This is a genomic window from Polynucleobacter sp. 71A-WALBACH, from assembly GCF_018882365.1.
Lineage (GTDB): Bacteria > Pseudomonadota > Gammaproteobacteria > Burkholderiales > Burkholderiaceae > Polynucleobacter.
This window is the reverse complement of sequence record NZ_JACVOP010000004.1, coordinates 72,104-93,342: the sequence shown is the minus strand read 5'-3', so window position 1 is coordinate 93,342 and position 21,239 is coordinate 72,104. Positions and strand designations below refer to the sequence as shown.

Sequence of the window (21,239 nt, the reverse complement as noted above, 5' to 3'; positions counted from 1 at the left end):
GATCTCTATGCACCTGAAGATTCGTCACCGTACTGAATACCGCTATGAAACGCCAGTGCACTACTCTATCCAAGAGCTACGCCTCACACCCCCGGATATAGCTGGTCAAATAATTGACAAGTGGAAAGTCAGCACGCCAATTAAAGCAAGCAATTCTTATGATGCCTTTGGAAATCTCTGCAGTGTATTTGTTCAAGAGGCCTCCTACACCTCGATGATGATTGAAGCTGAAGGTGAAGTGCACACTCAAGATGCCTTTGAATTTCTTGACGAGCCCAAAGCGGTATCCCCATATCACTTGCTTCAACAAACACCTTTAACCGAACCTACACCAGAAATGCTGGAATTCTTCTCCCCCTCTATTCCAAAGAAGAATTCAGTGGATGAGGTAATGAAATTGGCGGCTGCAGTGCAAAGCGCCATTCTCTACTTTCCCGGCCAAACCAATTTCGCTACGACGGCAGCGCAATCTTTTGCAATGAAATCGGGCGTATGCCAAGATCATGCCCATATCATGCTGGGCCTTTGTCGCGCCTCGGGTATTCCAGCTCGCTACGTCAGTGGATACTTCTTTGCTGAGGACTCTCCAAACCTGGCTAGTCACGCCTGGATTGATTTTTGCGCTGACATTGATAAAGGACTTTGGATTAGCGTCGATATTACCAACGCTTGCTTCATTGATGCCCGCCATATCCGCCTTGCGATTGGTAGAGATTACTACTCAGCAGCCCCTGTTAAAGGGGTTCGTTCTGGCGGTGGTGGCGAGGAATTAAGTGCCAGCATCTCAATTACGCAAGCGAACTAATGCAGTCATGATTGAAGCCAAGTAAGAGATAATTCCAAGAAATAATTAAAGAGGCTTCAGGATGACGTATTGTGTTGGGCTTTGCCTAAAAGATGGTTTAGTTTTTTTATCAGACACCCGTACCAATGCAGGCGTTGATCAAATTGGCACCTTCAGAAAGATGTCTTTATTTCAAAAGGATAAAGATCGATTTTTTACCCTGATGAGTGCTGGCAATCTTGCGATTACTCAAGCTGTTAAAGAAATTTTATTGCAGGGCCAACTCCTTAATGGAAAGAATCTGTGGAATGTAGAGAATACCCATGATGCCGCCGTAGTAATTGGGGATGCCGTTAAGCAGGTCTACGACCGAGATCATGAGGCCCTTGAAAAAGCGGGCATTGACTTCAATTGCAATCTCATCTTTGGCGGTCAGATTAAAGGTGAGCGCCCAAGACTTTTTAATATCTATTCCGCTGGCAACTTTATTGAAGCTACACCTGAGACATGCTATTTCCAAATCGGAGAATCTAAATACGGAAAGCCTATCTTAGATCGAGTGCTCAATTTTGATACGCCACTCAATCTTGCCACTAAGTGCGCGCTCATTTCAATGGATTCGACCTTAAACAGCAATATTTCTGTGGGTCTGCCACTAGATCTATTGGTCTACGAGAAAAACTCCTTACAAGCCAACAAGCTTGTCACCATAGATGAATCCAATCCTTACTTTAAGATGATTCATCAACTCTGGGGCGAGAAGTTACGTGCCGCCTTTAATTCAATCGCTGAACCAAGCTGGTCTGGAGCTACACCATCAAAATCGATTGCCTCGGCTGCCAAGAAAATGGGCTCTGTTCCCATACATCGTGCTGGTAAGGCTGTGAAGAAGGTGGCTACACCTGCTAGAACTACCAACAAGATAGGCGTAAAGAAAAAAGTAGTTACGAAAGCTAAGCGTTAATTTTGCTGATTGCTATAAAACAAAAGGCCTAGAGTTTTCATCTAGGCCTTTTAAACTAAATCCAAAACCGAATACTTAGACTTCTTTCTTACCCAACATTTCCCAGGTAGCAATCACGCTATCCGGATTGAGTGAGATTGAAGTAATACCCTTAGCCACCAACCAACGCGCAAAGTCTGGGTGATCTGAAGGGCCTTGACCGCAAATACCAACGTATTTATTTTGCTTACGGCAAGCCTCAATTGAGCGTGCAATCATGAATTCAACTGCAGGGTCGCGCTCATCAAAGTCAATTGCCAGCAATTCCATACCGGAGTCACGGTCCAGACCCAGGGTTAACTGGGTCATATCGTTTGAACCGATTGAGAATCCATCAAAATGTTCGAGGAATTGATCAGCCAAAATAGCGTTCGATGGAATCTCGCACATCATGATGAGGCGTAAGCCATTTTCACCACGCTTGAGGCCAAGCTTCGCCATCATATCGATCACGCGCTCAGCTTGCTTAATGGTGCGAACAAACGGCACCATGATCTCCACGTTATCCAGGCCCATGTCTTCACGAACACGCTTCATAGCAGCGCACTCTAAGGCAAAGGCTTCGCCGAAATCTGCAGACACGTAACGGGATGCGCCACGGAAACCGAGCATTGGATTTTCTTCATCCGGCTCATAGCGTGATCCACCGATAAGTTTTTTGTACTCATTTGACTTAAAGTCAGACAAACGAACGATCACTGGTTTTGGATAGAACGCAGCAGCAATGGTAGCTACACCTTCAACCAATTTATCTTCATAGAACTGGCGTGGACTTGCGTAACCGCGAGCAACGCTTTCTACGGCACGCTTGAGGTCGGGATCAATGTTGGGGTACTCCAGCACAGCACGTGGATGTACACCAATGTAGTTATTAATGATGAACTCGAGACGAGCCAGGCCAACACCCGCATTCGGAATTTGGCAGAAATCAAAGGCCAACTGAGGATTACCGATATTCATGGTGATCTTGACTGGGATCTCTGGCAATACGCCACGAGAAACTTCAGTCACTTCAGTTTCAATCAAGCCATCGTAGATATGACCCTCGTCACCTTCCGCACAAGATACGGTCACCATCATGCCGTCTTGCAGATGCTCGGTCGCATCACCACAACCCACCACCGCAGGAACACCTAACTCACGGGCAATAATGGCTGCGTGGCAAGTACGACCACCACGATTAGTCACAATCGCGGAAGCGCGCTTCATTACCAGCTCCCAGTTAGGGTCAGTCATATCGGCAACCAATACATCACCTGGCTGAACGCGATCCATCTCGCTTGGGTCACGAATAACGCGAACTGGACCCGCACCAATCTTTTGACCAATGGCACGCCCTTTAGCGAGAACCTTGGAGGTACCCTTCAGTTTGTAACGCATCTCTACTTGGCCGGCAGCCTGACTCTTCACCGTCTCTGGACGTGCTTGGAGGATATAGATACGACCATCTTGACCATCCTTGCCCCACTCGATATCCATTGGACGACCATAGTGCTTTTCAATGATAACGGCGTATTTTGCTAATTCAGTAATGTCAGCATCTTCCAATGAAAAACGATTGCGTTTTTCTGGAACAACATCAACAGTGATTACTTTCTCGGCAGAGCCTGCAGGAGCAAACTGCATCTGAATTAACTTAGAGCCTAAGGAGCGACGAATGATTGCCTTCTTATCCTGCGCCAAAGTCGTTTTGAATACATAGAACTCATCTGGATTGACGGCGCCCTGCACCACAGTCTCACCCAAGCCATAGCTTGAAGTAATAAACACTACATCCTCAAACCCAGACTCAGTATCCAGAGTAAACATGACGCCAGCAGCGCCTAAGTCAGAGCGCACCATACGCTGAATACCAGCAGATAAGGCTACTTCAGCGTGAGCAAAGCCTTTGTGAACGCGGTAAGAAATCGCACGGTCGTTATATAAGGAGGCAAATACTTCACGAATTTTCTTTAGAACATCGTCGATGCCTTCGACGTTCAAGAAGGTTTCTTGTTGTCCCGCAAATGAAGCATCAGGCAAGTCTTCTGCAGTTGCAGAGGAGCGCACCGCGAAAGAACCATTACCAGAATCATCTAATTTTTTAAATGAGGTACGAATCTCTTCATCCAGGCGAGGTTGAAACGGAGCAGCCTCAATCCAGCCGCGAATTTCTTTACCAGCTTCAGCTAGAGCGCGAACATCATCAATATTGAGATTTTCCAAACGCTGTTGAATGCGCTCAGTCAAATTGTTGTGCCCTAAGAAATCACGAAACGCCAATGAGGTGGTTGCAAATCCAGTAGGCACACGAACGCCAGCGGAAGACAACTGAGAGATCATTTCACCGAGTGAGGCATTTTTACCGCCAACTGATTCAACATCAGTCATTCGGAGTTGCTCAAAAGGCAAAACATAGGCATTTGCTACATCGTTACTTTGTTGCTGTTGGTTGGACATAAAATACTCTCTAAAGATAAGGAAACTGGTCGAGCGGCCGAATAAAATACGGCATACTTCATTAACTACATATTGTAGTGCTGACCACGACTTTTAGGCCAACCTCATGTCTACCCAAACCCGCATTGTTTTTATTGTTTCTGACGGTACCGGAATTACTGCTGAGAACTTCAGCCAGTCGATTTTGGCTCAATTTGAGGCCACTTTTAAGCATATTCGAGTACCCTTTGTGGATAGCCCTGAAAAAGCCCATGACGCCGTTTCTAGCATCAACCAGGCGGCCACTAAATATGGGGTTCAACCCATTGTCTTCACCACTTTGGTGAACCCCGAACTGAATAAGATTGTCGGCAAGGCCAATGGCTTGATTCTGGACATGTTCCAGACTTTTGTGGCGCCATTAGAGCAAGCCCTGGGGGTCAAGTCTACTCATGCCATGAACCGCCTGCACCACAATGCCGATACTGAGGCCTACAAGAACCGTATTGAGGCGATCAATTACTCCCTGGCCCATGATGATGGCCAATCGAACCGCAACCTAGCGGAGGCCGATGTCATTCTTGTAGGCATCTCTCGGGTAGGTAAAACGCCAACCAGTCTTTACTTGGCAATGCAATATGGCATGAAAGCGGCCAACTACCCCCTTATTCCAGAAGATTTTGAACGTGGGCAGTTGCCAAAGGATTTGATTCCCTACAGAAATAAGATTTTTGGCCTAATGATCGATGCCGAACGCTTATCCGAGATTCGCAATGAACGGCGCCCTGGTAGCAACTACGCCAAACTAGAAAACTGCCGCTACGAGATTAATGAAGCCACTGCCATGATGAAAAAAGAATCCATACCTTGGGTGGTAACAACGAGTAAATCAATTGAAGAGATTGCTACTACGGTCTTGCAATCCATTAAGTCGGATAAGACAATCTTAGGCTAGCGCTTTGCTTTGTTTTCTAGCTACGACGAATGCGTACAGTTTCAAATAAACAAATTGCCGCAGCAGTAGAAACATTGAGCGACTCTACACGGGGATCAATGGGTATCGAGACACCTTTGGCTTGAGCCATCAGATCTTCGGAAACCCCCTGGCCTTCACTTCCCATTACCCAAGCAACGGGATGAATCAATACCTGAGGCATATTAAACAGATCAAGCTCACCATCAGCCGTAGCTGCCAGTAAAGGCGCAGTTACCGCACTGAGCACTTGCTGACTTGACCAGCCCTCATATAGATCCAGCAATCGATGGGCACCCATGCCAGCACGTAATACTTTGCTTGACCATGGATGTGCGCAGCCAGACAGCGCGATCACCTGAGTAAAGCCAGCAGCTGCTGCAGTGCGCAAGATAGAACCCACATTACCCGCATCTTGAATACGATCCAAAATAATCACATCACCCGAAATCGTAGCAACAGACTTTTGGGGATTTAATGCGGTTTGAGGTAGATCTAGCAAGCCAGCAATCTGAGGCGCATTTACCAAGTCACTGAGCAAGTCCCATAAACCTTTATCTAGTTGACATATGCGAGTCTCGGGACAAATTTCCACATGGTCATAAACGGCTTGAGCAATCTCTGGATTTTGCAAGCCTAACTCAGATGTGATCAAAGTCTTTAACCCTGGATTGCCCACCCAGGTTTGCACCAAATGAATACCCTCCAACAAAGCCTGGCCGCAAGTGAATCTCGCCTTTTGGCCTTTAGGGCCTGTAGCCTGCAATTGTCGAATCTCCCGAAATAAGGAGTTGTCTTTTGAGCTGATAAATTCAATTTTCATGGATGGATTATCGACTATGAAGAGCCAACACATTGCGAACAGGAGAGAAGCTTCGACGATGCTCAGAACAGGCGCCAAATTCTTTAAGAGCAGCAAAATGCGCTTCTGTTGGATATCCCATGTGTTGAGCAAAGCCATACTGCGGATGGATTTCGTGCAGGGCCATCATTTGGCGATCACGCGTCACCTTGGCCAAGATAGAGGCTGCTGAAATCGCAGGCTCTTTGGTATCACCCTTCACAATAGCTTCCGCCAAGATCGGGAGCTCAGGACAGCGATTGCCATCAATCAAGGCTTTATCTGGCCAGCTACCTAAACGTGTTGTGAGATCCTCAATCGCTCGGCGCATTGCTAACATCGTTGCTTGCAAAATATTGATCTCATCAATCTCGACTGGGCTCGCCTCACCAATGCCCCAGGCTTTTGCCTTGAGCATAATTTGCTCAAATAGAAATTCGCGCCTTACAGCTGATAACTTCTTGGAATCTTTTAATCCACTGATAGGGTTGGCAGGGTCGAGCACAACGGCGCCAGCAACAACCGCCCCCGCTAACGGGCCACGCCCCGCCTCATCGACACCACATACCCAAATTACACTCACGCGCTAACCCGATTTTTACCTGCGGCAATAGTTTGCGCCACAGCCTGGGCAACCAATAAACCTGTTGGCCTACGCAAGGTTTCATGCATTTCTGCAAAACGTGTTTTCAGTTGAGCAACCTTGCCAGGATTATTTAACCAAGACAAGAGTGCATCAGCTAAGTTGCTCGGAGTCGCATCATTCTGTAGAAGTTCCGGAACAACGAACTCGCCACAGAGAATATTCGGCAAACCGACATAAGGCAGATAGCCCTGTCGCTTCATAATCTGCGCCGTCAACCACGGTACCTTATAGGAAATCACCATCGGCTTTTTCCAGAGCGCGGCCTGCAGTGTTGCGGTACCGCTCGCAATCAGAACAACATCAGCTGCCTCAAGAACGGTATCAGCTTCACCATCAATCAAATAGATATTGAGCCCTGGGTTGTTCTCAAGGGTATTTTTAAGTAGCGCTTCCAATGGCGCACGCAAGCGTGGAGTGGCTACCGGAATGACAAAGTGAAGCGACTGTCCCGGCATGCGCTTCATAAGCTCTGACATCGTTTCAAAAAAGACCGGGGCAATAAGCTCAATCTCTGAGCCACGACTGCCGGGCAATACGGAGACAATAATTCCACTCAGTGCATTGGTGGGCAGATTTAGGATTTTTTCTATTTTTTGCTTGGCGGCAGCGGGATTTGGCTCAAGCGGTATCTCGCTCGCTAGTGGGTGCCCAACATAAGTTGCACTGATACCAGCGCGCTCATAGATCTCGGTTTCAAAAGGAAAGATACAAAGCATGCGCTCTACTGCCAGCTTAATCTTCTTGATGCGCCCTGCTCTCCAGGCCCAGATTGATGGGGAGACAAAATGCAAAGTCGGAATACCTACTTTACGCAAAGCTAGCTCAACACCCAAATTAAAATCCGGCGCATCAATACCGAGATAGACATCAGGGCGACCTTCACCCAACAAATTAGTAGTGAGTTCTTTACGCAGTTTCAGAATGGCGGGTAATTGTTTAATAGCTTCAACGTAACCGCGCACACTCAGCGTCTCCATGGGCCAATCTGAACGTAGCCCCTCTGCCTGCATGCGTGGACCGCCAATGCCATAGACCTCTAAATGAGAGGTATCCGGGATTTGCTTTAGCGCACTTAAGACTGGCGCTGCAAGCAGGTCACCCGAAGGCTCTCCGGCAACACAAGCAAGTTTGGACACTAGCTATGCTCTATCGAATGATGCCGCGTGTAGAGGCGGCAATAAAATCATGGAACTCTGTGAGCTTTTCTGCGGTAGCGGCATCTGATGCACTAGCAATAGCCATCTTCTGAATCTCTACCTTAGCCTCCTCAAAACTGAGGCCATCTTTGTAGAGAACTTTATAAGCTTGACGCAATGCGGAAATCGTTTCGCTTGAGAAACCACGACGTTTTAGACCTTCCACATTAATTCCGTGTGGGGACGCTTTATCTCCAGCCGCAATCACAAAGGGGGGAATATCTTGCACCAAAGCAGAGGCGCCACCAAGCATGGCATGTTGCCCAATACGGACAAATTGATGAACCCCAGACATCCCGCCCATAATCGCCCAGTCACTGACTTTTACATGTCCAGCGATCTGTGCGTTGCTTGAAAAAATCGTGTGGTTACCAATCTGGCAATCATGCGCAATATGCACATAAGCCATGATCCAATTGTCATCGCCGATACGGGTAATACCTTCGTCCTGAGAGGTGCCCGTATGAATAGTCGTGAACTCACGAATCGTATTACGATCGCCAATCATTAATTGGGTAGGTTCGCCACGATATTTCATATCCTGAGGGGCACCACCAATAGCGGCAAAGTGAGCAAAGTTATTTTCTTTACCGATCGTGGTGTAACCCTCAATCACGGTATGAGATCCCACCTTGCAGCCCGCGCCAATTTTGACGTTAGGCCCAATTACAGAATATGGACCAATCTCAACGTCGCCAGCGATCTCAGCCTTGCTATCTACTACAGCGGATGCATGAATCCGAGTCATTACGCACCTTTCGTACGAACTGCACAAGTAATATTCGCTTCTGCAGCCAACTCACCATCTACCGTCGCTTGCACCTGAAATTTATAGATGCCGGCGCGTTCACGCTCTAACTTGGCAGTCATGATCAGTTGATCACCAGGCAATACCGGCTTCTTAAAGCGGGCGCCATCGATACCAGCAAAGTAATAAACTGCATTCTCTTCACGAACTTCAGAAAAAGTAAGCAGTGCTGCAGTTTGAGCAAGCGCCTCAATAATTAAAACGCCAGGCATTACTGGAAAATCTGGGAAGTGCCCCTGAAAGAATGGCTCGTTCATCGTGACGTTCTTGAGAGCGGTAATGCTTTGACGAGGTTCAATCTCCAGAACACGATCAACCAATAAAAATGGATAGCGATGTGGTAACAACTTCAAAATTTGGTTGATGTCGATAGCGATGGGTTTGCTCATGTATTTACCTGCTGAATAAAGTTTCTAATTTTTTTAATATGGTGATGATTTATTTAGATTTATCTAATAATCGTAAGCGTTGCCGTATTTTATCGAGGCCCCGCAGAATCGCGGCATTTTTCTCCCAAGCGCTGTGGAGCATAGATGGGTAGACGCCAGTGTAATGCTGCCCCGATTCAGTAATAGAACGAATGATCGAGGTGTTGCCAGACACTGTTGTTCTGTCAGCAATCGTCAGATGACCAGCAAAATTGGCTGCACCACCAATGATGCAGAAGTTGCCAATCTTGGTACTTCCTGAAATCGCCGCGCAACCGGCAATCACACAACAATTTCCCACCACGACGTTATGCGCGATTTGCACTTGATTATCAATTTTTGTTCCATTACCGATGATGGTGTCGCTCATGGCACCACGATCGATTGTGGTTGACGCACCAATTTCAACATCATTCCCAATCACCACCGCACCAGTTTGCGGGATCTTGACCCACTCGCCACCAGTAGCTGAAAAGTCAGGGGCAAATCCAAAGCCATCCGCACCAATCACTGCGCCACTGTGAATAATGCAACGCTCACCAATAGTCGTTTCTGAATAAATAGAAACGTTGGGGTAAATCAAGGTGTCGCTACCTATATTGGATTTTCTAGCGACAGAGGTATTGCCTAACAAGGTAACGCGCTCACCCAATTTCACACCTGGGCCAATTTGCACAAATGGTCCGATATGGCATGAATCAGGAATAGTTACGGAAGGATCAATGGCCGCACTAGGATGAATTCCAGGTGTATAAACAGGTGCTGAAGCCTTGGCAAAGTACTGCGCCATTCTGGCAAAAGTTGCGTAGGGATTTTTAGAAACAAAATACGCACGCCGCGCCGAATGCGCACTCGGATTTGCCTGAAGAAAATCGAGATCCGCTTGGCTAACAATCAAACCGCCAGTGGCGCTGTCACTAGCCTGCTGGCGATACAGCGGATTAGAAAGAAAGGAGATTTGGCTAGATTGAGCTCGCTCGAGAGGAGCGAGACCCTGAAGCGCGAGGGAGCCATCCCCCACCAAGCTTACTTGAAACTGTTCGGCCAGCTCGATGGCGGTGGGCATAAAACTTACTTGAGACTATTCAAAGCCTTGATGACATCATCAGTAACGTCAACCTTTGGATTTGCATAGGCTGGATCTTGAATAATGACATCAATTTTTCTCTGGTCAGCAATTTGCTTAAGGGCTTGATTGGCTTTTTCAGCAATCTTGGCGCGCTCTTCAAAGTTACGCTGATTGAGATCTTCTGTATATTCACGCTGTTTGCGTTGTAGTTCGCGATCTTGATCCGACAACTCACGTTGACGACGTACGCGATCTGCCTCAGACATTACCGCTGAATCGCGATCTAACTTTTCAGCAGCAGATTTAATTTTTTGAGCGCTGTCACGAATTTCATTCTGACGCTTCATGAATTCATTTTGCAATTTAGTTTGGCTTGCTTTAGCCATATTGGATTCGTTGAATACTTTTTCAACGTTCACCGCTGCCACCCGAGTGCCAGCTTCTTGCGCAAATGCCTGTGGCAAAGCAATGAGTGAAGAAACAGCGATTAAGCCGTATTGAATCCATTTGGAAGATTGACGAAGCTTCATAAAACTTTCCTTAAACAATTAAAACGCTGTGCCGACCTGGAACTGCAAACGCTGAACGTTATCCGTTGGCACTGATTTGATCGGAATACCGTAACTGAATTTTAGAGGACCCAGTGGTGATATCCATGATAAACCCAAGCCATAAGAATATCGTAATACTAGGTTGATATTAGTACCAAAGGCATTACCGCCATCCACGAATCCAAAGACGCGGAGAGTTTTATCAATCCCAGATCCAGGGACTGGAACCGTATATTCCAAGTTCGTCACAATCTTCGATTGCCCGCCAGTTGGCTGATAAGTACCCGTATAGGTATTGAGATAAGTAGGTCCAAGGCTACCAGGGGCATAGCCACGAACAGAGCCAATACCACCTACATAGTAGTTTTTGGTAATTGGGAATGGATTGTTGCCATAGGCCTGGCTATAGCCAACCTCGCCATTGAAAGACAAGATATTGGCTTTGGAGAACGAGTGATATTTCTGATATTGGCCAAACATACGGTAGAAGGTCATGTTACCAACTGGCGTTCCAACTTCACCGCTCAGTTGCTGCAATGACCCGGTGGAAGGGATCAATGCGCTATCACGACCGTCACGCGACCAACCCACAGTTAACGGAATGTTGTAGGTATTTAAGGTTGCAGGATAGCCAGGGTATGGCACACCATAACTCTGCATATAAGTTAGATATGGTGCTGGAGTATTAATACTCGACTGGATTTGGAAGGCCTCAACACCTGTTCCAAAAAATACCCGGTCAACTTCGGTATATGGAACACCAAATTTGATATTTGAGCCAACAGACTTGATTTGATAGTCTGGATCACCGACGTAATACAACGGCTTGGATGAGCGATAGTACAAATCGGTATAGCGACTAATACCCTCTTCGGTAAAGTAAGGGTCATAGTTGGACAAAGCCAAGCTTTGGTTGATTTTACCAAGCGACATATTCAAGCCTACTGCCGTCCCTGTACCAAAGGCATTTTCTTGATTAATACCGGCAGAGAGAATTAATTTTTCGGTTGACGAGAAGCCCGCACCCAGAGTAACTGCACCAGTTGGTTTTTCAGTTACCTTCACGTTCACATCAACCTGATCCGGGGATCCTGGCACGTCCTGAGTAGTCATATCAGTCTCCGTGAAATAACCTAGACGACCTAAACGTTTTTTAGATAAATCAATCTTGTCACTATCGAACCATGAGCTCTCGAACTGGCGCATCTCACGGCGAATCACCATATCTCGAGTCTTTGCATTACCGCTCACGTTCACTTGACGAACATAAACACGGCGACCTGGGTCCACCACTAAAGTAAGGTCAACCTCACTCAATTCACGACGAATATCAGGCTGCGGATTAATGGTCGCAAAAGCATAACCATACGAGCCTAGAATTTCCGCAATCGCTTTGGTGCTTTCAGTCAACTTAGCGGAAGAGAAGGTATCGCCAGGCTTGAGGGTCACAAGCTGAATCAGCTCAGCCTCTTTACCCAATAAATCACCAGCTAAGCGAACATCTTTTACTGTGAATTTATTCCCCTCACGAATACTGATCGTGAGGTAAATACCTTTTTTATCTGGAGTAATCGACACCTGAGTAGATTCGATCACAAACTCAAGATAACCACGATTGAGATAGTAAGAGCGAATATTCTCTAAGTCTGCTGTGAGCTTTTGTTTGGAATATAGATTGTCTTTGCTGTACCAAGATAACCAACCACCTGTCTTGAGTTGCATCTCACTTTTAAGAGTGCTCTCACTGAAGACGTCGTTGCCGATGAAATTGATCTCTTGGATCTTGGCTACAGGACCTTCATCGATATTGAAATAAATAGCTACTTGATTGCGCTCTACTGGAGTAACAGTTGCAACCACCTCAGCGGCATACATACCCTTACCAACATATTGACGCTTCAGCTCTTGCTCAGCTTTATCAATTAAGGCCTTGTCATAGAAGCGAGCTTCAGCCACGCCTACTGCTTTTAAGGATTTTCGAACGATCTCCTGATCAAACTCTTTCATTCCGGTAAATTCAATACGGGAGATGGTGGGGCGCTCTTCAACAATCACAATCAAAACGTTGCCTTGTGCCTGAATCTGTACGTCACGGAAAAAGCCAGTGCTATATAAGGCCTTGATAGCCTCAGCACTCTTTTCTTCGGTGAAAGTATCGCCAACCTGAACTGGGAGATAGCTAAATACCGTGCCCGGCTCTACTCGCTGCAAACCTTCAATGCGGATATCTTTGATAACAAAGGAATCGGCTGCATGCGCATTAATACAAAAACCAGCTGCCAGAATAAGGGCGACTTGAGCAACAAATCGAGTTACGGAGCGAAAAGAAGGGATCAGAAAATTCAAGGTGAAAGGTAGCGTTGCAAATCGTTAAACAAGGCCAGCAAGGAAAGTGATATCAGTAGCAAAAAACCCACTTTTTGGAGCTTTTCCTGCAGAGATAATGACATTCGCTTTCCAGCAACCAACTCCCATGCATCATACAGGAGCTGACCCCCATCTAGCATTGGTAAAGGCACCAAATTCAAGAGGCCAATGCTGATACTCATGAGGGCTAGAAAGGCAATAAATGGCTGCCAACCCACCTGGGCAGACTTCCCTGCCATATCCGCAATGCTTAAGGGTCCGCCAAGCTGTTTTAGGGTTGTTTTTCCAGTAAATAAACCCAACATCAGCCGCATGGAGACTTTGGTAATTAAATATACCCGCTGACTGGCAAATCCTAGGGCATCTACAGGGCCCAACTTGAGCTCTTGCCACTCAGAGGGTGGGCTGACTTGCGGAAGCAGGCCCAAAGCTTGAAATGGGTCAGATTCAGGTGTAATTGGGGGTAAATCACCCTGCTGAAAAGATTTGATCTGCCTACCACCAGAAACATCCTGGATCTCCAAAGCAAAACCCTGCTCTCCAGTAAGCGCATCCAATAGAAGCCAACGCAAGGCATTCCAACTTGGGACTGGGTCAAACTCTTCAAAAATTGGGGTGCCGTTGTAGTCGGATGACAGGGATTGCCAACCAATAACCTGATCCCCCGCAGTCACTCCCAGTTTTGCTGCAATCGATTGCTCGGGCGGAGACTGAAGTCGAGCAGGCAGCTGAGGTACGCCAGAGATATAAAGCACTGAAAACAAAATAACCGCCAATAGGAAATTGGCAAATGGCCCAGCAGCCACAATCAATGAACGTTGCCATAAGGGCTTTACATCGAATGACTGGGGGCGATCTTCTAATGGAATGGTTTGCTGGTTATCACGGCCATCCAGTAATTTGACATAGCCACCCAGTGGAATAGAGGCTAGGACCCACTCGGTACTGTTCTTTGCTCGATAGGTAAATAAAGGTTTGCCAAATCCCAAGGCAAAACGAAGCACTTTGACACCGCATAAACGGGCTGCCAAAAAATGGCCGTATTCATGAAAACTGACCAATATGCCTAGCGTGACTAAGAACGCAGCAAGAGTGATTAAAGACTGCACAGTTAAGTCAACCTATCTCTTAATGGCGCGAATATATTGGATCGCAGTTTGGCGGGCCAGAATATCTGCCTCAAGAATCATTTCCAGAGAATCCGCAGCAAGCGCAGGCATGGCATTTAGACAGTGCTCTACTACGCTAGGAATGGTTAGGTAAGGCAAGCCTTCATCCAAGAAAGCCGCAACCGCAACTTCGTTGGCAGCGTTCAATATGGCGGGAGCCGTGCCCCCTGCTTTTGCGGCCGCAAAGGCCAAACTCAAACAAGGAAATTGGGAGAAATTCGGCTCTGTGAAACTAAGGCCCGTCAACTGCGTCAGATTTAAGGGGGCAACACCAGCATCAATACGCTCAGGCCAAGCCAGTCCATAAGCAATGGGGGTACGCATGTCAGGTTGCCCCATTTGCGCCAGCACTGAGCCATCTCGATAGCGCACCATGGAATGCACCACGCTCTGCGGATGAATTAATACCTTAATCTTTTCTAGCGGCAAACCAAAGAGCCAAAAAGCTTCAATCACTTCCAGGCCTTTATTCATCATCGTCGCAGAATCTACTGAAATCTTTCGACCCATTACCCAATTGGGATGTGCGCAGGCCTGCTCAGGAGTAATGCTGGCTAAATCTGTAAGCGACCTATCTCTAAATGGTCCGCCGGATGCAGTCAACCAGAGCTCTTCAACCCCTAAATGTTCTGATGGATTTTTTGTAAAGTGATCCGGCAAGCATTGAAATATGGCGTTGTGCTCACTATCAATGGGGAGCAATTCACCGCCACCTGTTTTCATGGCCTGCATAAATAAATTACCCGACATCACCAGAGCTTCTTTATTTGCTAGCAATACTCTTTTACCTGCTTGCGCTGCCGCTAATGCGGGGACTAGACCAGCTGCACCCACAATCGCCGCCATCACGGTATCGCAGCCAGACTCAGTAACTGCGCTTACTAAAGCCTGAGGCCCATAAAGGACTTGAGTGGTTATCTGATTTGCTTCTAATAGGTGACTGAGTTGGGCAGCGCCATCGGCATCAGCTACGACTGCAATGGCCGGCTTGAATTCAATACATTGCTCAGCTAAACGCTCAATTTGTTTTGCGGCAGTCAGAGCCACCACTTTGAAGCGCTCAGGATGGGCGCGGATCACGTCTAAAGTATTGACACCAATCGATCCTGTAGACCCTAAGATGGCAACCTGTTTAGGAGACATCAAATTAATCCGGCTAGCAATGCGGCAATCGGCATTGTTGGAATGAGTGCGTCAACGCGATCAAGGACCCCGCCATGGCCAGGTAATAAATGGCTACTGTCTTTGACACCAGCCAAGCGTTTCAATTGAGACTCAAACAAATCTCCAAAGACGCTGAAAGCCGCCAATACCGTCACCACCAAGAACATTGGCACCCAACCAAAGCGGATCGCCCAAGCGCCAAATAGCGTATCACCAAGAGGCAAATACACTACACATAAGAATGCGTAGAGATAGCAAAGAACGAGGCCACCTACTGCGCCTTCAATCGATTTTCCTGGGCTAATGTTCACGGCTAACTTATGTTTACCAAAAGCTTTACCAACAAAATAGGCGCCAATATCAGCAACCCAAACTAAGGCCATGCTACTTAACAAAAAGACTAAGCCCAGCTCACGCAAGAAAACCAAAGCGAACCAAGTTGCTGGAAGAATAATCAAGCCCAAAATGCTGTAAAAAGGTTTGAATTTTTGGAGCGAGAGATTCATACCCTTCGCCAAAATGAATGGCGCTAAGAAAAACCAAAATAAGACAGCCATCATGAGCAAAGAGAACTGCCATGAGATTGCCTGCATACCCAATAGAAATAAAATAATGGCCAAACAAAAAGCAGCATAGAGCCATGCGGCCTTCTTAGCTTCTGGGGCAATCATGCGACTCCATTCCCAGGCGGCAGCAACTAATGCGACTAGAAAAAAAGCACCCAAGTAGATCGGCGGCAGTAAAAATAAGATGGGCAATAGCACCGCCATCAAAATAGTGGCAGTAATGATTCGGGTTTTTAGCATAGGGGGATGTGAGGCTCTTAGACTGCGTCGCTCATTGGCTCAGAGGCCAGCTGCGCACTAGTGCGCCCAAAACGACGCTCGCGCTGGCTAAACCAGTCGAAAGCCTTGTGCAGTTCGGCTTCATCAAAATCAGGCCAGAGGGTGTCTGTGAAATACAGTTCGGTATAAGCCAATTGCCATAGCAAGAAGTTGCTCACACGCTGCTCACCACCAGTACGAATAAACAAATCTGGCTCTGGCGCATAAGCCATGGATAAATGGGGTTGCAACAACTCTTCAGACACTTGCTCGGGCTTTAAGCCAGGATTCGCAGTTAAACATTGACGCATCGCCTGCAAGATATCCCAACGTCCACCGTAGTTAGCAGCGATTGTGAAAGTTAACCCCTTACAGCCAGCAGTTTTTTCTTCTGAGAATTGCACCATCTCCTGAATCGCAGAATCAAAGCGACTGAGATCGCCAATGAGGCGTAAAGAGATATCATTTTCAGCAAGACGAGAGACTTCACTTTTTAATGACTTCAAAAACAACTTCATCAAAAAGCCCACCTCTTCTGGTGGACGGCGCCAATTTTCGGAACTGAAGGCAAATACGGTGAGGTATTCCACACCTAAACGGCGACACTCTTGAACAATCTTACGAACAGCGCCCAATCCCTCTGTGTGCCCAGCTACCCGGGGCATGAAACGCTTACTAGCCCAGCGTCCATTGCCATCCATGATGATGGCAACATGGCGAGGAATGGCGCTAACCTCTGGAACGACCAAGGTAGAGCTAGTGTGCTGTGTCATAAAGCGAATAATAAGAAATGAATCTGACGATTAAACCGTCATGATCTCTTTTTCTTTTTCAGAAACGATCTTATCAATATCCACTACCGCACGATCAGTCATCTTCTGAATTTCATCGGTGGCACGGCGCTCATCGTCCTCAGAAATTTCTTTATCTTTGGTGAGACGCTTTAAGTGCTCATTAGCATCACGTCGCAAATTACGCACAGCAATCTTTGTATCTTCACCTTCGTTTCTGACAACCTTCGTCAAATCACGACGGCGCTCTTCTGTCAAAGCTGGCATAGGTACACGAATGACCGTACCCTGAGATGCTGGATTCAAACCTAAGTCCGAATCACGAATTGCCTTCTCAATAGCGCCAACCATGGTCTTTTCAAAAGGCTGAACATTAATAGTTCTGGCATCAGCCAAACCCAAGCTAGCAACTTGACTTAGCGGTGTGGGATTGCCGTAGTAATCAACCTGAATGTGCTCCAAAATTCCTGGATTAGCACGGCCAGAACGAATCTTTGCCAAATTGGATTTCAAAGTCTCGAGGGACTTTTGCATCTTTTGATCGGTAGTAGTTTTAATTTCTGCTGCGGACATCAAGCCTCCTATTAAACGTGTACTAAAGTGCCTTCAGATTCACCCTGAACCACACGCATTAAGGCGCCCGGCTTAAGAATCGAAAATACTTTAATGGGTAATTTGCGATCACGACACAATGCAAAAGCAGTTGCGTCCATCACCTGCAAGTTTTTGATGATTGCCTCATCAAAAGTAATTGTTTTATACAAAGTAGCAGTGGGATCCTTCATTGGATCTGCACTGTAAATACCGTCTACCTTGGTTGCCTTCAATACGATCTCTACACCCATCTCCGCGCCACGCAAGGCGGCTGCAGTATCAGTCGTAAAGAATGGATTGCCGGTACCCGCGGCAAAGATAACGACTTTACCTTCGCCCAAAGCACGAATAGCGCGTGGGCGAATGTAGGGCTCAACTACTTGATCCATTCTGAGAGCAGACTGCACGCGAGCCTCTACCCCTTTTTGACGCAAGGCGTCTTGCAGTGCAAGCGAGTTCATCATTGTTGCGAGCATTCCCATGTAGTCAGCTGTTGCGCGATCCATGCCGGCCGCGCCACCCGCTACACCTCGGAAAATATTTCCGCCACCGATCACGATGGCCAACTGAACACCACTATTCACTACATCGGCAATTTCTTTCACCATCGAATCAATAGTGATGGGATTAATGCCGAAAGCATCATCGCCCATTAAGGCTTCACCAGAGAGTTTTAAGAGAACACGTTTGTAGGCTGGCATCGTTTTATTTTCCGTAATTTGCTAAGCAATTTACTTGCTTAGCTTATTGATCTTTAAGAACTTTTTAATATCTTGCCCAAATTATAAAGGGCTTGGCACAGATCAAACAAAAGGGCATAGAAACAGAGGTTTCGATGCCCTTTTGGGTATTACAGCCTTACTGGGCAAGCCCAGCAGTTTTAGAGCTAATTAAGCACCTTTAGCAGCGGCAACCTGAGCAGCAACTTCAGCCGCAAAGTCGTCTTGACGCTTCTCAATGCCCTCACCCACAACAAACATGGTGAAACCCTTGATTGTGGTGTTTGCAGCCTTGAGCATTTGCTCAACTGATTGCTTGTCGTTTTTAACGAAAGTTTGGTTCAACAAAGAAACCTCTTTGAGGTACTTCTGAATAGAACCCTCAACCATCTTCTCAACGATTTCTGGTGGCTTACCAGATTCAGCAGCCTTTTGAACAGCAACGCTACGCTCAACAGCAATAGCTTCTGCAGGAACATCAGCCATCGACAAAGCTACTGGCTTCATTGCAGCAATATGCATTGCTACGTCTTTAGCTGCAGTCTCATCACCTTCGAACTCAACCATCACGCCGATACGAGTACCGTGGAGGTAAGAAACCAACTTGTCGCTACCGGCGAAACGCTTGAAGCGACGCGGCATGATGTTCTCGCCGATCTTACCGATCAAGGCGCTACGAACTTCATCTACAGTTTGGCCATTCATTGGCAACGCAAGTAACGCAGCAACATCAGCTGGGTTATGTTCTGCAACCAATTTCACGCACTCAGCAGTGAATGCCAAAAAGTCATCGTTCTTAGAAACGAAGTCAGTTTCACAGTTCACCTCAAGCAAGGCGCCAGTAGTGCCGTTGATGAATGAAACAACAATACCTTCAGCAGTAACGCGGGATGCTGCTTTACCAGCTTTGCTTCCAAGCTTTACACGCAGAATTTCTTCTGCACGAGCCATATCGCCATCAGCCTCAGTCAATGCTTTTTTGCACTCCATCATCGGAGCATCGGTCTTGGCGCGTAACTCGCCAACCATTGCAGCGGTAATAGCGGCCATTATTCAGCCTTCCCTTCTTCAACAAACTCTTCTTCGCCTTCTTTAACAGCGGTCAGGATTTCTTGAACGGAGTTTGATTTACCTTCGAGGATTGCATCAGCAATACCACGAGCGTAGAGAAGAACAGCTTTGCTTGAGTCATCATTACCAGGGATGATGTAATCAACACCTTCTGGTGAGTGGTTGGTGTCCACTACAGCGATAACAGGAATACCAAGCTTGATAGCTTCAGTGATAGCAATCTTGTGATAGCCAACGTCCACTACGAAAATCGCATCAGGAACACCATTCAAATCCTGAATACCGCCAAGCGCTTTTTGCAACTTGTCGAGATCACGATCGTTAGTCAAAGCTTCTTTCTTGGAAAGCTTTTCCCAATCGCCAGCTTCTTTAGCAACTGCCATATCCTTCAAACGCTTGAGGGAACCTTTAACAGTTTTAAAGTTAGTGAGCGTACCGCCCAACCAACGGCTGTCGATGTAAGGCATACCAGCACGAGCAGCTTCTTCAGCAATGATCTCGCGTGATTGACGCTTTGTACCAACGAATAAGATAGTTCCACGATTAGCAGCAACTTGTTTTGCAAATTTCAGGGCGTCCTGAAACATTGGCAATGTTTTTTCTAAGTTGATGATGTGAATTTTGTTGCGATGGCCGAAAATATAAGGGGCCATTCTTGGGGACCAGAAACGGGTTTGGTGACCAAAATGGCAACCGGCTTCCAGCATTTGACGCATAGTTACTGACATAACTTCTCCTAAGGGTTAGTTTCTAAGATTGAGTCCTAGCTGCGCTAAAAAACGCCACCCTGGAAGGCTCAACCCGCGATTTCAGATCAAAATTGACCTGAGAACGAAATTATAGCTTAAATATCAATGATCTAGGCACCTTACCCCCGCCGAATTAAGTTAACAGCACCTCAGAAATACCTCCAAATGGCCTCTCTGCCTATTATTTAAGCAATACAGATCTACCAAAAACTGCCAAGTCGTTGATAATCAAGGCATGAATAGTGTATTTACCGCCGAAAAAGACATCCAAGGGATGCGCGAAGCTGGCCGCTTAGCCAGTGAAGTTCTAGATCATGTTGCCCCACACGTCAAAGCTGGCGTCAGCACCGCCGAATTAGATCGCATCTGCCATGAGTACATGCGCGATGTCCAAAAGACTATTCCAGCGCCATTGAACTATCAGCCACCAGGCTACCCACCTTTTCCAGCGTCCATCTGCACCTCTGTCAATGATGTCATTTGTCACGGCATTCCTGGTGAGAAGATTTTGAAAACTGGTGACGTTGTGAACCTCGATATCACCGTAATTACTCCTGATGGTTACTACGGTGATACCAGTCGCATGTTTATGGTTGGCGAAGTTTCGGTCTTAGCAAAGCGTCTCGCTCAAATTACTTTTGAATGTATGTGGCTCGGCATTGCACAAGTAAAGCCTGGTGCATCACTGGGTGATATTGGCCACGTCATTCAACAGCATGCTGAAAATGCGGGCTACTCAGTCGTACGTGAATATTGTGGCCATGGCATTGGCAAAGTGTTTCATCAAGACCCACAGATTCTTCACTATGGCCGTCCTGGTACTGGCGAAAAATTAAAAGAAGGGATGACTTTCACTATTGAGCCAATGATTAATGCCGGCAAGCGAGATATTCGTACGATGCCCGATCAATGGACCGTGAAGACTAAGGATCGCAGTCTTTCAGCGCAATGGGAGCACACGCTATTAGTTACGGCCTCTGGCGTTGAAGTGTTAACTTGGTCTGAGGGTAGTAATCCGATTCCCGATTGCGTTAAAGGCCTTTCATTTAGACCGAATCTCGTCAACGCTTAATT

The 21,239-nt window shown here is 46.8% G+C and carries 20 protein-coding genes and 1 pseudogene; 4 read left to right on the top strand and 17 right to left on the bottom strand.

Features of this window, described 5'->3' with window-relative positions:
* The first annotated feature begins 7 nt into the window (after positions 1–7).
* Both ICN42_RS11145 and ICN42_RS11140 read left to right on the top strand, forming a co-directional pair.
* Complete coding sequence (locus tag ICN42_RS11145; RefSeq protein WP_216254776.1) at positions 8–805, top strand: transglutaminase family protein; 798 nt, start codon at positions 8–10, stop codon at positions 803–805.
* Between the two features lie 61 nt (positions 806–866).
* Positions 867–1,748 (top strand): proteasome-type protease, encoded by an 882-nt coding sequence (locus ICN42_RS11140; RefSeq protein WP_216254773.1) that lies wholly within the window; start codon positions 867–869, stop codon positions 1,746–1,748.
* Between the two features lie 75 nt (positions 1,749–1,823).
* Here ICN42_RS11140 and ppsA read toward each other — a convergent pair whose 3' ends face one another.
* On the bottom strand, positions 1,824–4,226 hold the full coding sequence (gene ppsA / locus ICN42_RS11135) for a phosphoenolpyruvate synthase (protein ID WP_216254771.1): 2,403 nt from the start codon (positions 4,224–4,226) through the stop codon (positions 1,824–1,826).
* Between the two features lie 106 nt (positions 4,227–4,332).
* On the opposite strand from ppsA, the gene ICN42_RS11130 reads away from it, so the two are divergent.
* Complete coding sequence (locus ICN42_RS11130) at positions 4,333–5,160, top strand: pyruvate, water dikinase regulatory protein (protein WP_216254770.1); 828 nt, start codon at positions 4,333–4,335, stop codon at positions 5,158–5,160.
* A gap of 16 nt (positions 5,161–5,176) precedes the next feature.
* On the opposite strand, the gene ICN42_RS11125 is transcribed toward ICN42_RS11130, so the two are convergent.
* The 16 genes from ICN42_RS11125 to rpsB all read right to left on the bottom strand — a co-directional run bounded on the left by ICN42_RS11125 (position 5,177) and on the right by rpsB (position 20,144).
* Positions 5,177–6,001, bottom strand: a complete 825-nt coding sequence (locus tag ICN42_RS11125) for an RNA methyltransferase (protein ID WP_216254768.1) — start codon at positions 5,999–6,001, stop codon at positions 5,177–5,179.
* Between the two features lie 7 nt (positions 6,002–6,008).
* Positions 6,009–6,602, bottom strand: a complete 594-nt coding sequence (gene rnhB / locus ICN42_RS11120; RefSeq protein ID WP_216254767.1) for a ribonuclease HII — start codon at positions 6,600–6,602, stop codon at positions 6,009–6,011.
* On the bottom strand, positions 6,599–7,801 hold the full coding sequence (gene lpxB / locus ICN42_RS11115) for a lipid-A-disaccharide synthase (RefSeq protein WP_216254764.1): 1,203 nt from the start codon (positions 7,799–7,801) through the stop codon (positions 6,599–6,601). The genes rnhB and lpxB overlap by 4 nt, the downstream gene beginning before the upstream one ends.
* Positions 7,802–7,811: 10 nt before the next feature.
* The gene (gene lpxA, locus ICN42_RS11110) at positions 7,812–8,609 is read right to left on the bottom strand and encodes an acyl-ACP--UDP-N-acetylglucosamine O-acyltransferase (RefSeq protein WP_216254760.1); all 798 of its coding nucleotides are present in this window, start codon (positions 8,607–8,609) and stop codon (positions 7,812–7,814) included.
* Complete coding sequence (gene fabZ, locus ICN42_RS11105; RefSeq protein WP_046330453.1) at positions 8,609–9,058, bottom strand: 3-hydroxyacyl-ACP dehydratase FabZ; 450 nt, start codon at positions 9,056–9,058, stop codon at positions 8,609–8,611. Before fabZ ends, lpxA begins: the two co-directional genes overlap by 1 nt.
* A 49-nt stretch (positions 9,059–9,107) precedes the next feature.
* A complete protein-coding gene (gene lpxD, locus ICN42_RS11100; RefSeq protein WP_216254758.1) occupies positions 9,108–10,163 on the bottom strand; it encodes a UDP-3-O-(3-hydroxymyristoyl)glucosamine N-acyltransferase in 1,056 nt (351 codons plus the stop codon).
* Positions 10,164–10,168: 5 nt separating this feature from the next.
* Positions 10,169–10,696, bottom strand: a complete 528-nt coding sequence (locus tag ICN42_RS11095; protein WP_216254754.1) for an OmpH family outer membrane protein — start codon at positions 10,694–10,696, stop codon at positions 10,169–10,171.
* An 18-nt stretch (positions 10,697–10,714) separates the two neighbouring features.
* Positions 10,715–13,063, bottom strand: a complete 2,349-nt coding sequence (gene bamA, locus ICN42_RS11090) for an outer membrane protein assembly factor BamA (protein ID WP_216254751.1) — start codon at positions 13,061–13,063, stop codon at positions 10,715–10,717.
* Positions 13,060–14,193, bottom strand: a complete 1,134-nt coding sequence (locus ICN42_RS11085; protein ID WP_216254749.1) for a site-2 protease family protein — start codon at positions 14,191–14,193, stop codon at positions 13,060–13,062. Before ICN42_RS11085 ends, bamA begins: the two co-directional genes overlap by 4 nt.
* Before the next feature lie 12 nt (positions 14,194–14,205).
* Complete coding sequence (ispC, locus tag ICN42_RS11080; RefSeq protein WP_216254746.1) at positions 14,206–15,396, bottom strand: 1-deoxy-D-xylulose-5-phosphate reductoisomerase; 1,191 nt, start codon at positions 15,394–15,396, stop codon at positions 14,206–14,208.
* A complete protein-coding gene (locus tag ICN42_RS11075; protein WP_216254743.1) occupies positions 15,396–16,223 on the bottom strand; it encodes a phosphatidate cytidylyltransferase in 828 nt (275 codons plus the stop codon). Before ICN42_RS11075 ends, ispC begins: the two co-directional genes overlap by 1 nt.
* Before the next feature lie 17 nt (positions 16,224–16,240).
* The gene (uppS, locus tag ICN42_RS11070; RefSeq protein ID WP_216254740.1) at positions 16,241–17,014 is read right to left on the bottom strand and encodes a polyprenyl diphosphate synthase; all 774 of its coding nucleotides are present in this window, start codon (positions 17,012–17,014) and stop codon (positions 16,241–16,243) included.
* A gap of 30 nt (positions 17,015–17,044) precedes the next feature.
* On the bottom strand, positions 17,045–17,605 hold the full coding sequence (gene frr, locus ICN42_RS11065; RefSeq protein ID WP_216254733.1) for a ribosome recycling factor: 561 nt from the start codon (positions 17,603–17,605) through the stop codon (positions 17,045–17,047).
* Positions 17,606–17,616: 11 nt separating this feature from the next.
* Positions 17,617–18,327, bottom strand: a complete 711-nt coding sequence (pyrH, locus tag ICN42_RS11060) for a UMP kinase (RefSeq protein ID WP_216254730.1) — start codon at positions 18,325–18,327, stop codon at positions 17,617–17,619.
* Positions 18,328–18,516: 189 nt separating this feature from the next.
* On the bottom strand, positions 18,517–19,395 hold the full coding sequence (gene tsf / locus ICN42_RS11055) for a translation elongation factor Ts (protein WP_216254727.1): 879 nt from the start codon (positions 19,393–19,395) through the stop codon (positions 18,517–18,519).
* A complete protein-coding gene (gene rpsB, locus ICN42_RS11050) occupies positions 19,395–20,144 on the bottom strand; it encodes a 30S ribosomal protein S2 (protein ID WP_216254724.1) in 750 nt (249 codons plus the stop codon). Before rpsB ends, tsf begins: the two co-directional genes overlap by 1 nt.
* A gap of 196 nt (positions 20,145–20,340) precedes the next feature.
* On the opposite strand from rpsB, the pseudogene map reads away from it, so the two are divergent.
* Positions 20,341–21,237, top strand: a pseudogene (gene map, locus ICN42_RS11045) (type I methionyl aminopeptidase); the annotation flags it as partial.
* Between the last annotated feature and the right edge of the window lie 2 nt (positions 21,238–21,239).

Bases quoted from the DNA above. Each gene is read 5' to 3' on its own strand.
- lpxD (WP_216254758.1), bottom strand. From the start codon at position 10,163: ATGCCCACCGCCATCGAGCTGGCCGAACAGTTTCAAGTAAGCTTGGTG.
- ppsA (WP_216254771.1), bottom strand. From the start codon at position 4,226: ATGTCCAACCAACAGCAACAAAGTAACGATGTAGCAAATGCCTATGTT.
- ICN42_RS11095 (WP_216254754.1), bottom strand. From the start codon at position 10,696: ATGAAGCTTCGTCAATCTTCCAAATGGATTCAATACGGCTTAATCGCT.
- pyrH (WP_216254730.1), bottom strand. From the start codon at position 18,327: ATGCCAGCCTACAAACGTGTTCTCTTAAAACTCTCTGGTGAAGCCTTA.
- tsf (WP_216254727.1), bottom strand. From the start codon at position 19,395: ATGGCCGCTATTACCGCTGCAATGGTTGGCGAGTTACGCGCCAAGACC.
- ICN42_RS11140 (WP_216254773.1), top strand. From the start codon at position 867: ATGACGTATTGTGTTGGGCTTTGCCTAAAAGATGGTTTAGTTTTTTTA.
- ICN42_RS11145 (WP_216254776.1), top strand. From the start codon at position 8: ATGCACCTGAAGATTCGTCACCGTACTGAATACCGCTATGAAACGCCA.
- ICN42_RS11130 (WP_216254770.1), top strand. From the start codon at position 4,333: ATGTCTACCCAAACCCGCATTGTTTTTATTGTTTCTGACGGTACCGGA.
- uppS (WP_216254740.1), bottom strand. From the start codon at position 17,014: ATGACACAGCACACTAGCTCTACCTTGGTCGTTCCAGAGGTTAGCGCC.
- fabZ (WP_046330453.1), bottom strand. From the start codon at position 9,058: ATGAGCAAACCCATCGCTATCGACATCAACCAAATTTTGAAGTTGTTA.
- ICN42_RS11125 (WP_216254768.1), bottom strand. From the start codon at position 6,001: ATGAAAATTGAATTTATCAGCTCAAAAGACAACTCCTTATTTCGGGAG.
- ispC (WP_216254746.1), bottom strand. From the start codon at position 15,396: ATGTCTCCTAAACAGGTTGCCATCTTAGGGTCTACAGGATCGATTGGT.
- ICN42_RS11075 (WP_216254743.1), bottom strand. From the start codon at position 16,223: ATGCTAAAAACCCGAATCATTACTGCCACTATTTTGATGGCGGTGCTA.
- lpxA (WP_216254760.1), bottom strand. From the start codon at position 8,609: ATGACTCGGATTCATGCATCCGCTGTAGTAGATAGCAAGGCTGAGATC.
- frr (WP_216254733.1), bottom strand. From the start codon at position 17,605: ATGTCCGCAGCAGAAATTAAAACTACTACCGATCAAAAGATGCAAAAG.
- rpsB (WP_216254724.1), bottom strand. From the start codon at position 20,144: ATGTCAGTAACTATGCGTCAAATGCTGGAAGCCGGTTGCCATTTTGGT.